Origin of the sequence: Vibrio sp. 1CM7H (assembly GCF_023161645.1) — a bacterium.
GTDB lineage: Bacteria > Pseudomonadota > Gammaproteobacteria > Enterobacterales > Vibrionaceae > Vibrio > Vibrio diabolicus.
In genome coordinates this window covers 206252-217744 of record NZ_JALNTV010000003.1, presented here as the reverse complement: position 1 = coordinate 217744, position 11493 = coordinate 206252, and the positions used below count along the sequence as shown (strand labels likewise).

Annotated in this window: 11 protein-coding genes; 1 reads left to right on the top strand and 10 read right to left on the bottom strand. The window is 45.7% G+C overall.

Annotation, left to right across the window (positions count from 1 at the left end):
* Positions 1–35: 35 nt before the first annotated feature.
* A complete protein-coding gene (gene serB / locus MSG33_RS13095) occupies positions 36–1016 on the bottom strand; it encodes a phosphoserine phosphatase (protein WP_006742382.1) in 981 nt (326 codons plus the stop codon).
* Between the two features lie 91 nt (positions 1017–1107).
* Between serB and MSG33_RS13090 the strand changes: the two genes are divergently transcribed.
* Positions 1108–1713, top strand: coding sequence for a YtjB family periplasmic protein (locus tag MSG33_RS13090; RefSeq protein ID WP_041852892.1), 606 nt, complete (start codon positions 1108–1110; stop codon positions 1711–1713).
* Positions 1714–1809: 96 nt separating this feature from the next.
* On the opposite strand, the gene deoD is transcribed toward MSG33_RS13090, so the two are convergent.
* The 9 genes from deoD to rimI all read right to left on the bottom strand — a co-directional run bounded on the left by deoD (position 1810) and on the right by rimI (position 11473).
* The gene (gene deoD, locus MSG33_RS13085) at positions 1810–2529 is read right to left on the bottom strand and encodes a purine-nucleoside phosphorylase (protein WP_006742381.1); all 720 of its coding nucleotides are present in this window, start codon (positions 2527–2529) and stop codon (positions 1810–1812) included.
* 138 nt (positions 2530–2667) lie between these two features.
* Positions 2668–3888, bottom strand: coding sequence for a phosphopentomutase (locus MSG33_RS13080; protein ID WP_248381255.1), 1221 nt, complete (start codon positions 3886–3888; stop codon positions 2668–2670).
* A gap of 68 nt (positions 3889–3956) precedes the next feature.
* Positions 3957–5285 carry a thymidine phosphorylase gene (gene deoA, locus MSG33_RS13075; RefSeq protein WP_248381254.1) on the bottom strand — a complete coding sequence of 443 codons (1329 nt, stop codon included), beginning with the start codon at positions 5283–5285 and terminating at the stop codon, positions 3957–3959.
* Positions 5286–5382: 97 nt separating this feature from the next.
* On the bottom strand, positions 5383–6159 hold the full coding sequence (deoC, locus tag MSG33_RS13070; RefSeq protein ID WP_006742378.1) for a deoxyribose-phosphate aldolase: 777 nt from the start codon (positions 6157–6159) through the stop codon (positions 5383–5385).
* 581 nt (positions 6160–6740) lie between these two features.
* Entirely contained in the window at positions 6741–8024 is a 1284-nt protein-coding gene (locus MSG33_RS13065; protein ID WP_006742377.1) for a NupC/NupG family nucleoside CNT transporter, read from the bottom strand.
* A 204-nt stretch (positions 8025–8228) separates the two neighbouring features.
* Positions 8229–9002, bottom strand: a complete 774-nt coding sequence (locus MSG33_RS13060) for a TatD family hydrolase (RefSeq protein WP_248381253.1) — start codon at positions 9000–9002, stop codon at positions 8229–8231.
* Positions 8989–9186: a DUF5363 family protein gene (locus MSG33_RS13055; RefSeq protein WP_046875042.1), complete on the bottom strand. Its 198-nt coding sequence runs from the start codon at positions 9184–9186 to the stop codon at positions 8989–8991. Before MSG33_RS13055 ends, MSG33_RS13060 begins: the two co-directional genes overlap by 14 nt.
* Before the next feature lie 95 nt (positions 9187–9281).
* Complete coding sequence (gene prfC, locus MSG33_RS13050; RefSeq protein ID WP_012841453.1) at positions 9282–10871, bottom strand: peptide chain release factor 3; 1590 nt, start codon at positions 10869–10871, stop codon at positions 9282–9284.
* Positions 10872–11017: 146 nt separating this feature from the next.
* The gene (gene rimI / locus MSG33_RS13045; protein ID WP_005394641.1) at positions 11018–11473 is read right to left on the bottom strand and encodes a ribosomal protein S18-alanine N-acetyltransferase; all 456 of its coding nucleotides are present in this window, start codon (positions 11471–11473) and stop codon (positions 11018–11020) included.
* Positions 11474–11493: the final 20 nt, after the last annotated feature.

Sequence of the window (11493 nt, the reverse complement as noted above, 5' to 3'; positions counted from 1 at the left end):
CACCGCCAGAAAGGCGGTGTTTTTGAATGGATAAATTAAGGTTTTGCTTTCCAGCTGACCTTTTGCTGCTTCACCAGTGCACCAGATAAAATACAGAGCACACCGCCTAAGCCTGCAAATCGAATCGCAGATTGCGCTTGAGCTTCCACTTTAGGTTTTGCGTGGTACGCGATACCTAAGCCCGCCACCGACATCATCACAAGATCGTTAGCGCCATCACCGACAGCAACCGTGTTGTGCTGCTCAATTTCGTATTCATCCGCCAACTCCACCAGGATATCTGACTTCATCTGCGCGGTAACCACATCGCCAAGTACGTTCCCCGTGAGCTTACCATTAATGATTTCCAACTGATTAGAGCGAGCAAAATCTAAATCGACTTTATCTTTGATGTAGTCCGAGAAGTAAGTAAAACCACCGGAAGCAATCGCTGTTTTCCAGCCTAGTGCTTTTAACGTTGCGATTAACGCTTCAAAGTCCGGCATAAATGGCAATTGGGAACGAACTTGTTCAAGAATTGATTCATCAGCACCTTTGAGCTTGCCTACGCGTTGACGCAAACTTTGCTCAAAATCCAGTTCTCCTTGCATCGCACGTTCAGTAACTTCTGCCACCTCATCCCCGACTCCGGCCAATTTTGCGATTTCATCAATACACTCTATCTGGATTGCCGTTGAGTCCATGTCAAATACAATCAACCCTTGGGTTGAGAGATCTGGAACTTCATTAAGCGAGGCGTAATCCAAGTTGAGGCTTTGTAAGATCGTTTCGTGTTGAGGGGTCAACTCTCCTGCCATCAAGGCGACTTCATATTGGCCAACTTTCCACGTTTCTAACACGGGGTTGTAGACACCTGTGAAGAAATCAATGTCTTCAAAATGACGTGGCGAAAGGTATTCTGCAAACACTATCCAGTTTGCTTTTGCTTTATCTAGTTGGGAGGCAAATCGAGTCTCGGGTAATCGTTTTAAAAGTGTCGTATGTTTTCTGATAGGCAAGCTTTTTGACGCGTCCATGTATATAATCCCTTATGACTTTGCTAAAACGTTACCTCAACAAACTAAAAAGGCAAGTCTTTGTTTTATTTTAAATGGATGAGTAAAGAGCATGAGTGAATCCTTGTTCTCAGTAAGGAATGCCCTAAGAATTCTGGCACTAATCCTACTGTGTGTGATGTTGTTTATCACGATCAAAAACAGTGTTGTGATCAGTAAGGGCAACGAGAAAATTCAAGCACAGCAGCTTGAGACACTCACCAAAGTTTTGATTTCACAGGCGTCTCTTTCTGCCAGTGAAATGATTTTGACCAAAGATCAAGAACGCTTACTTAAGCTGACAAACCAGCTAGCACAAGACCGTTTGGTGTTTGATGCGACAATATATGATGCACAAGGCGTACGTTTAGCGTCTAGTGAAGATGCGCTATCGGTACGCGAAGTTTTAGGCTTAGACACGCCTTTGGCAACAGCTTCCATTGGCCGCCAGCAGTTGGTTGAACCAGTATTTGCCGATGAAGCACTCATCGGTTTTGTTCGCGTCACCTTTGAGACAGGTCGTGTAACCGCGATTTCTGACCACCACTATCGTAAGAGTGATCGCTACATGTACATGATGGTGCTAATGAGTTTTGTTTGCGGCATGTTATTCATTATGATTTTACGTAGACAGCCTATCCGCCGTAAAAAAGCGCAAAATCTACTGCTAACCAAATAGTCAGTCGGTAATCGCATCTAATACAAAAACAGCCCGCATTGTGCGGGCTGTTCTTTTAGTTCTTAATGTCAAGAAACTAAGATGACTCTTTGTCGCTTATTCTTCGTCGCCTAGCAATACTGAATCTAGTGCGATTAGCATCATGTCGTTGAATGTTGTTTGACGCTCATCAGAAGTTGTTTGCTCACCCGTTTTGATGTGATCTGAAACCGTACAGATTGTCAGAGCTTTTGCACCGTATTCTGCCGCTACGCCGTAAATACCCGCCGCTTCCATTTCAACACCAACAATGCCGTACTTGTCCATTACGTCGAACATTTCTGGATCTGGCGTGTAGAAAAGCTCCGCTGAAAATAGGTTACCGACTTTCACATCAATGCCACGTGCTTTTGCTGCGTCTTCTGCCGCGCGAACCATTTTGTAGTCTGCGATTGCAGCAAAGTCATGACCTTTAAAACGGATACGGTTCACTTTAGAATCCGTACACGCGCCCATGCCGATCACAACATCACGCACTTTGATGTCTTCGTTTACTGCGCCACAGCTACCTACACGGATAATTTTCTTCACGCCGAAGTCTTTAATTAGCTCCGTTGCGTAAATCGAGCATGATGGGATACCCATACCGTGGCCCATTACCGAGATCTTACGGCCTTTGTATGTGCCCGTGTAACCGAACATATTACGCACATCACACACTTGCACAACGTCTTCAAGGAAGGTTTCTGCGATGTATTTTGCACGTAGCGGGTCACCCGGCATCAGTACGACGTCTGCGAATGCACCCATTTCAGCATTGATATGTGGAGTTGCCATTTTCTTTTCCTTAACCTTTCTCTAGCGCTCCGCGCTTAAGGCGATATAAGCCAGAGTATTCTCATTTCCGACAAGCAGTACTTACATACTGCAAACATAAAACTAGGAGCATTCAGCTCCTAGTTTTCAATATCCTAATTATAGGAAATTCTTACCGTAATCCATTGGAGAAGTACCGAAGTAGCTCGCCAATGTTTGGCCAATGTCTGCGAATGTTTCGCGGCAGCCAAGAGAGCCTGCTGGCACTTTTTGACCGTAAACCAATACTGGGATGTGCTCACGAGTATGGTCAGTACCTGGCCATGTTGGATCACAGCCGTGGTCTGCTGTTAGGATAAGCACGTCATCTTCACCCATCAGTTCTAGCACTTCATTGATGCGACCATCAAAGTACTCAAGCGCTGCAGCGTAACCCGCCACATCACGACGGTGACCGTAAGCTGAATCGAAGTCGACGAAGTTAGTGAATACGATGGTGTTATCACCCGCTTCTTTGATCGCTTCTTTCGTTGCTTCAAATAGTGCTGGAATGCCTGTTGCTTTGGTTTTCTTAGTGATCCCACAACCAGCATAAATATCTGAAATCTTACCGATGGAATGAACCTGACCGCCCTTCTCATCAACTAACTTTTGTAAGATAGTCGCTGATGGTGGCTCTACAGATAGGTCACGACGGTTACCCGTACGCTCAAATTGACCTTTACCCGGGCCAATGAATGGGCGCGCGATTACACGGCCGATGTTGTAATCTTCTAGTTCTTCACGCGCAATTTGGCAAAGCTCTAGTAGACGGTCTAGACCGAATGTCTCTTCGTGACAGGCGATTTGGAATACAGAGTCCGCAGAGGTATAGAAGATTGGCTGCCCAGTCTTCATATGCTCTTCACCAAGGTCATCAAGAACTTGAGTACCAGATGCGTGGCAGTTACCTAGGAAGCCATCTAGACCTGCACGCTCAAGAATGCGGTCAGTCAGCTCTTTAGGGAAGCTGTTTGCTTTATCTGTGAAGTAGCCCCAGTCAAACAGAACTGGTACGCCAGCAATTTCCCAGTGACCAGACGGAGTGTCTTTACCAGAAGAAAGCTCAGCAGCGTGACCGTAAGCACCGATGATTTCTGCATCAGCGTCTAGGCCAGGTGCGAAGCGACCTGTTGACTCTTTATGTGCCATTGCCAAACCTAACTTAGATAGGTTTGGAAGGCGAAGTGCGCCATGACGTTGGTCGTTATCTGCTAAGCCTTTTTCGCATTGTTCTGCGATGTGGCCTAGTGTGTCTGAACCTACATCACCAAATTTCTCAGCGTCAGCGGTTGCACCAATACCGAATGAGTCTAGTACTAAAATAAATGCTCTTTTCATTGCTCGTTCCTTAGGCCCACTCGGCTTTTTATTATGGTTGAGTAGGCCTTGTGTAATTACTTGTTCTATTAAATATCTTCTGCACGAATTTGGCGGTAAACCTCTGGAGTTGGTGTGTACTCACCACCTACTTTGATTGCACTGCGCAGTGCTTTTGCCGCTTCTTCCCACTGCTCTTCGCTGCGAGCGTGGATAACGGCAAGAGGTTTATCGCTATCTGCAACTTCACCCAAGCGGATGAACTCGTCGAAACCTACGGCATAGTCGATTTCATCAGTAGCAACACGGCGACCACCACCCATAGCAACGACAGCCATGCCAATCGCACGCGTGTCCATTGCTGAAACAATGCCCGTTTCCGTCGCGTAAACAGGCTTGATGATTTCCGCTTTTTCTAGGTAGTTATCGTAGTTTTCTACGAAGTCTGCTGGGCCGCCAAGACCAGCAACCATCTTGCCGAAGCATGCTGCTGCTTTACCGTTGTCTAGCGCTTCCATCAACTTCGCACGTGCGTCTTCTGTGTTCTCAGCCAGTTTGCCAAGTACCAGCATTTCTGCACAAGAAGCCATGGTGACTTCAAGTAGGCGTGGGTTACGGTATTCATCCGTTAGGAAACGAACCGCTTCACGAACTTCCACCGCATTACCTGCCGAAGAGGCCAATACTTGGTTCATGTCTGTCAGGATTGCAGTGGTCTTAGTACCCGCACCGTTTGCTACTGCAACGATTGATTTTGCTAGCTCTTCAGACGCTTCGTAAGTTGGCATGAATGCACCAGAGCCGACTTTAACGTCCATCACTAGCGACTCCAGACCCGCCGCCAATTTCTTAGAAAGAATGGAAGCCGTGATCAGAGAAATGTTGTCTACGGTTGCGGTAATATCACGAGTCGCGTAAACACGCTTATCCGCTGGAGCAAGGTCACCTGTTTGACCGATGATCGCCACACCAGCGTCTTTAGTTACTTGCCCAAACACATCGTTGCTTGGTGTGATGTTGTAGCCTGGAATAGACTCAAGCTTATCTAGCGTACCGCCTGTGTGGCCAAGACCACGGCCAGAGATCATTGGTACGAAACCGCCACATGCTGCCACCATAGGGCCAAGCATCAAAGACGTTACGTCACCCACACCGCCAGTAGAGTGTTTGTCGACAATTGGGCCACCAAAGTTCATGTGGCTCCAGTCGATAACCATGCCCGAATCACGCATTGCACACGTTAGGGCGATGCGCTCATCCATGGTCATTTCATTGAAGAAAATCGTCATAGCAAACGCCGCGATCTGACCTTCAGATACGGTGTTATTTGCTACGCCTTGAATAAAGAAGTTGATTTCGTCTGCGGTAAGTACTTCACCGTCACGTTTTTTACGAATGATTTCTTGTGGTAAATACATTAGTGCCTCCCATGCTCTCAGTGAGCCATGGTTAAGTAGGATAGAAGAGGTTTGGTAGCACCCGTTTAGGTGCTACCGTTCAGACATATTATTGGGATTAGTACGCTGCTGGATCAGCAGTTTCGTCTGTCACTTCTAATGTATTTAGTAGGTTAGTTAGCAGGCTAGACGCACCGAAACGGTAGTGACGGGCATCAACCCAGTTGTCACCTAGGATTTCGTCAGCCATTGCTAGGTATGCAGCTGCGTCTTCAGCAGTGCGCACACCACCTGCTGGTTTGAAACCAACAGTTTCTGCAACACCCATGTCGCGAATAACTTCAAGCATCATGCGTGCGTATTCTGGTGTTGCGTTTACTGGCACTTTACCAGTTGAAGTTTTAATGAAGTCAGCACCTGCTTCAATACAGATTTGAGATGCTTTCTTGATTAGTGCTTCTTCTTTTAGTTCACCCGTTTCGATGATCACTTTAAGAAGAATATCACCACAAGCCTCTTTACATTGCTTAACTAGTTCGAAGCCTACTTTCTCATCACCCGCCATTAGTGCGCGGTATGGGAAAACAACGTCAACTTCGTCTGCACCGTAAGCAACCGCCGCTTTTGTTTCAGCAACAGCGATTTCGATGTCGTCGTTACCGTGTGGGAAGTTCGTTACTGTTGCAATGCGAACCTCTGGCGTACCTTGCTCACGAAGTGTCTTCTTAGCAATAGGAATAAAGCGAGGGTAAATACAAATTGCAGCTGTGTTGCCTACTGCTGTTTTCGCGTCATGACATAATGAAATCACTTTTGCATCAGTGTCATCGTCATTCAACGTAGTTAGGTCCATAAGTTTAAGTGCACGTAGCGCTGCTGCTTTTAAATCGCTCATTTCTATCTCCGATCAATATTCAAAAAATTCACTACTCAGCCTTACATCACGTCTCTAACTATAATCAACAAGTCGAGACAATGTGAGTAAATAGCTAAACAGTCTATTAATGAACGGACTTGGTTCCCTGAAGACTCGGCATATACAGCGAAAATTTCATATGCCAATTGCTATCCTTGTCACCGCACAGTACCAGTTTGGCCTATGGCACAACAATCTATGATTGCGGTGTCTTTAATATCACATCACACAGCAAAACGCCTATTAGATCTGATATTGCTGGGCAAGTCATTTGCCCATCGATTATGTAATATTCATTACGTGATTAAGTATCAACCTTAACCACTATCCTGTGATTAATACATTATAGAGTTTCACCGCAAAACTGTAGCACCAAATAGAGCGCAAACGGTTTGTATCTCAAAATTTCCTAGCCCCTATTCCATCGGCTGCGTAACTCATAGACTGAGTCCGGCACCCGGTGAAATTTTAGAGCCCGAAAAACGAAAAATGCCCCGCAGCAATCTCTTGCTACAGGGCATGATGTAAAACGGCGTCTATATATTAAGAACCGATTCTAATTATAGTGCTGCAAGGCTTAAGCAGAAGCCTGCAATTGTCGCTGCCATAAGGTTAGACAACGTACCTGCAAGAACAGCTTTAACACCCATGCGAGCGATGTCACTACGACGGTTTGGTGCAAGGCTACCTAGACCACCAAGTAGAATCGCGATAGAAGAAAGGTTCGCGAAACCACATAGTGCGAATGAGATGATAGCTGTTGTCTTCTCAGACATTACTTCACCAGTTGCCGCGATTACTTGAGCGTTTTCACCTAGGTATGGTGTGAAGTTCAAGTAAGCAACGAATTCGTTCACTACGATTTTCTGACCGATGAATGAACCAGCAGTTACTGCTTCAGCCCATGGAACACCGATTAGGAATGCTAGTGGAGAGAATGCGTAACCTAGGATTAGCTCTAGCGTTAGTTCTGGCATGCCGAACCAACCACCGATGCCACCTAGCATACCGTTGATCAGCGCGATTAGACCAACGAATGCGATTAGCATTGCACCTACGTTAAGCGCAAGTTGTAGACCAGAAGCCGCACCGCCCGCTGCTGCGTCGATTACGTTTACTGGTTTGTCGTCGCCGCCGTCCATCGCTTCTTCGATACTTTCGTGAGGCTGGTCAGTCTCTGGGTGAAGGATTTTAGCGAATAGTAGACCACCTGGTGCCGCCATAAATGATGCTGCTACTAGGTACTCTAGTGGAACACCCATTGAAGCGTAGCCCGCTAGTACACCACCAGCAACAGAAGCTAGGCCACCACACATTACCGCGAATAGCTCTGATTGAGTCATTTTTGGAACGAATGGACGAACAACTAGAGGTGCTTCTGTTTGACCTACGAAAATGTTTGCTGCTGCTGACATTGATTCCGCACGTGAAGTGCCCAGCGCTTTTTGTAGTGCGCCACCAAGAATCTTGATAACCCATTGCATAACGCCAATGTAGTAAAGAACTGAAATCAGTGCAGAGAAGAAGATCAGTGTAGGAAGAACACGGAATGCGAAGATGAAACCGCCGCCGCCGAATACTTCGAACATCTTGTCAGAAACAAGACCACCGAACAGGAATGATGAACCATCGTTACCGTAGTTGATAACGTTAGAAACACCTGAAGAGAAACCGTTTAGTAGATCACGGCCCCAAGGTACATACAGAACAAATGCACCTAATGCGAATTGGATAGCGAATGCGCCACCCACAGTTCTTAGATTGATAGCTTTTCGGTTATTAGAAAATGCCACTGCAATCGCAAGAAGCACTACCATACCGATTAGGCTCATAAACAGGCTCATAGTTTATGACTTCCTTATAAGTTATTTATTGGCGTGTTACAAAATGGAGCTATAAAGCGGGAGCAATTATACTCATGCAGAATCAATTAAAGTAATGCCAGCCTCACACTTTCCTATAAGATTCATGATTGATTCAGCCAGCTTTGTGAGTTAATTCACAATAAGCAGGAAAACGTTTTCTATTTCAAACCACATCTTTAGATTTTATTCACATATCGAGAAAGCAAAATTGCTATTTTTCCATAACTGAGAGGCAATCGATTGCTTTGGACCCTTATGCAACTCTACGAGCTCATTAAAGACGTGAATGAGTTTGGCTGGGTGATTCGACTCCCCTTGATACCCAAGTATAGGCATATCCGGTGCATCTGTTTCGATCACGAGATGTTTGAGTGGTAATTTTTGAATTGCGTCGCGCGTTTTCTTCGCTCTTGGGTAGGTGATGGTTCCTCCTACACCGATAAAAAAACCTAATTTGACCCACTCCATTGCTTGCTGATAACTCCCAGAGAAAGCATGTAGCACACCACCCCGAGGGAGCTTCGCCGCTTTAACCATTTGAATAAGGCGATTGTGCGCTTTTCGGCTATGTAAAATAACTGGGAGTTCGAAGCGTCTAGCCAGTTCAAATTGAACTTCAAGTGTCTTTTCTTGCAACTGTGGGTCAACATCAATGGCAAAATCTAGCCCACACTCTCCTATTGCCACGCACTGGGGAGCATTTTGTTTTAGATAATGTTCCAATTCAGCAAAGTGCTGCTCGACGTTATCTTCAAGAAAATACGGATGAAACCCAAGGGCGTAATACAAATTGGCATGTTGATCTGCCAAGGTTTGAATACGAGCCCAGTTTTGAGGTCCCACTGAAGGAATCAGAATTCTTGTCACGCCTTGCGTTTGAGCTAGCTCAAGTTGATGTGCAAAGTCACCTTGGAATACATCAAAGTCAAAGTGACAATGGGTATCAAAGAGCTTCATCTTGAGACTTTTTATCTGTACCGACAAACTGAGAATCAGAAAATAGCAGAGCTTCACTGTTCTCTTCATTTTGATGGGCAGGATCTTTTCGATACGGAACGCAGCTGCGTTTTTGATCGGGGGTTAGCCCCATCTCCTTGCACCAGTCGTCGTAACGCTTCAATCCTCGTTTAAACCAGTTCATACCTCATCCTTATAAAAAACGCCCTTGGCTAAGTTTATAGCCAAGGGCGTTTTAAAATCTAGTTTGCGTTAAAGCTTACCCAAACCGCTTTTTGATTAGTGCTCACGCGTCGCACGGAAATCAATATCAGGGAAACGCTCTTTCGCCAAGTTTAAGTTAACCATTGTTGGCGCAATATACGTTAGGTTATCACCACCATCCAATGCTAAGTTTGCTTGGTTCTTACGTTGGAACTCATCCAGTTTCTTCGCATCATCACACTCAACCCAACGCGCAGTTGCAACGTTAATGCCTTCATAAATCGCTTCAACGTTATATTCAGACTTCAAACGAGCCACAACAACATCGAACTGAAGTACACCAACGGCACCAACGATCAGGTCGTTGTTTTGTAGTGGACGGAATACCTGTACCGCACCTTCTTCTGATAGTTGCACCAAGCCTTTTAGTAGCTGTTTCTGCTTTAGTGGATCTTTCAGGCGAATACGACGGAACAGTTCCGGGGCAAAGTTCGGAATACCAGAGAACTTCAGTGACTCACCTTGAGTAAAGGTATCACCAATCTGGATAGTACCGTGGTTATGCAGACCAATGATGTCACCCGCGTAAGCGTGTTCTGCACGTGAACGGTCACCAGCCATAAAGGTTACTGCATCAGAGATACTCACCTGCTTGCCAAGACGAACGTGGTTCATCTTCATACCCTGCGTGTAAGTACCCGATACAATACGCATGAATGCGATACGGTCACGGTGTTTCGGGTCCATGTTTGCTTGGATCTTGAATACGAAACCAGAGAACTTCTCTTCTGTCGCTTCAACTTCACGCTCAACCGCTTGACGCGTTTTCGGTGCTGGTGCCCACTCTGTTAGACCGTCTAGCATGTGGTCTACACCGAAGTTACCTAATGCGGTACCGAAGTAAACTGGCGTCAGGTCACCCGTTAAGAACATTTCCAAATCAAACTCAGGGCAAGCACCCATAACAAGCTCAAGCTCTTCTCGAACACTTTCCGCAAGGCCTGCACCGACTTTTTCATCAAGCTCTGGGTTATCTAGACCTTTGATGATTCGAACTTCTTGAATCTCATGACCGTGACCAGATTCGTATAAAATCGTTTCATCACGGTGAATGTGGTACACACCTTTAAATTCTTTACCACAGCCGATTGGCCACGTGATAGGCGCACACATCATGCCCAATTCGTTTTCTACTTCGTCCAATACTTCCATTGGATCACGAACGTCACGGTCAAGTTTGTTCATGAAGGTCACGATTGGCGTATCGCGTAGACGGGTTACTTCCATCAGCTTACGAGTACGATCCTCGACACCTTTCGCAGCATCGATAACCATCAAACACGAGTCGACTGCCGTTAGAGTACGATATGTATCTTCCGAGAAGTCTTCGTGTCCAGGAGTATCAAGTAGGTTTACCAGGCAATCATTGTAAGGGAACTGCATCACAGACGTGGTTACCGAGATACCACGTTCCTTTTCCATTTCCATCCAGTCTGATTTTGCGTGCTGTGCATTACCACGACCTTTAACCGTACCTGCTTTTTGAATCGCGTTTCCGAATAAAAGGACTTTTTCAGTAATGGTGGTTTTACCCGCATCCGGGTGAGAAATAATAGCGAACGTTCTACGTTTAGACACTTCGCTTAGAAAAGGTGTATTTGACATGAAACTGGTCTTCTTTGATGTCTGAATGCTTGCTCGAAAAGCAAACACGCTTTTTAGATTCAATATTGCGCGGTATTCTCGCTTATTATTGCCTCAGGGGCAACTGATCGCTTTAGGGGCGACTTCCCTTATGGGATGCGTTAACGTTAGTGAAAGAAGAGATAACTCATGATGATCGCATCTTCTTTTCCCGTGCCAGTTTTCGCAGGGTAATAGTTATGACGTCGATCAACTTCATTGAATCCAGCTTGTTCATAAATATAAATAGCAGGCTTATTACTCTCTCGCACCTCAAGCCAAGCACTCTCCGCTTTTGATTGCTCACAATGTTCTAAGAACGCATCCAACAGTTTTTGACCATAGCCTTTACCCTGAAGATGCGGCGCGATAGCAATATTCAGCAACGTAACTTCACCGACAATATTCTGCGCATAGAAGTAGCCAATCACCATCTCGCCATCGAGCATCACATGATGACATGCTCCACGGCTGGATAAATCACGTACCAAAGACTCTGCCCACGGATGCGAGTGTGCTTGCTGCTCAATTTGCCAAACTTGATCTAAGTGCTCAGCGCACATTGGTAAGATTTTAGTTGTCATTATTTACCTAGGGGTTCATG

What these genes read in the sequence shown, in the direction of transcription:
- MSG33_RS13065 (WP_006742377.1), bottom strand. Translation starts at nt 8,024, where the DNA reads ATGAGCCTGTTTATGAGCCTAATCGGTATGGTAGTGCTTCTTGCGATT.
- deoC (WP_006742378.1), bottom strand. Translation starts at nt 6,159, where the DNA reads ATGAGCGATTTAAAAGCAGCAGCGCTACGTGCACTTAAACTTATGGAC.
- prfC (WP_012841453.1), bottom strand. Translation starts at nt 10,871, where the DNA reads ATGTCAAATACACCTTTTCTAAGCGAAGTGTCTAAACGTAGAACGTTC.
- rimI (WP_005394641.1), bottom strand. Translation starts at nt 11,473, where the DNA reads ATGACAACTAAAATCTTACCAATGTGCGCTGAGCACTTAGATCAAGTT.
- serB (WP_006742382.1), bottom strand. Translation starts at nt 1,016, where the DNA reads ATGGACGCGTCAAAAAGCTTGCCTATCAGAAAACATACGACACTTTTA.
- MSG33_RS13055 (WP_046875042.1), bottom strand. Translation starts at nt 9,186, where the DNA reads ATGAACTGGTTTAAACGAGGATTGAAGCGTTACGACGACTGGTGCAAG.
- deoA (WP_248381254.1), bottom strand. Translation starts at nt 5,285, where the DNA reads ATGTATTTACCACAAGAAATCATTCGTAAAAAACGTGACGGTGAAGTA.
- deoD (WP_006742381.1), bottom strand. Translation starts at nt 2,529, where the DNA reads ATGGCAACTCCACATATCAATGCTGAAATGGGTGCATTCGCAGACGTC.
- MSG33_RS13060 (WP_248381253.1), bottom strand. Translation starts at nt 9,002, where the DNA reads ATGAAGCTCTTTGATACCCATTGTCACTTTGACTTTGATGTATTCCAA.
- MSG33_RS13080 (WP_248381255.1), bottom strand. Translation starts at nt 3,888, where the DNA reads ATGAAAAGAGCATTTATTTTAGTACTAGACTCATTCGGTATTGGTGCA.
- MSG33_RS13090 (WP_041852892.1), top strand. Translation starts at nt 1,108, where the DNA reads ATGAGTGAATCCTTGTTCTCAGTAAGGAATGCCCTAAGAATTCTGGCA.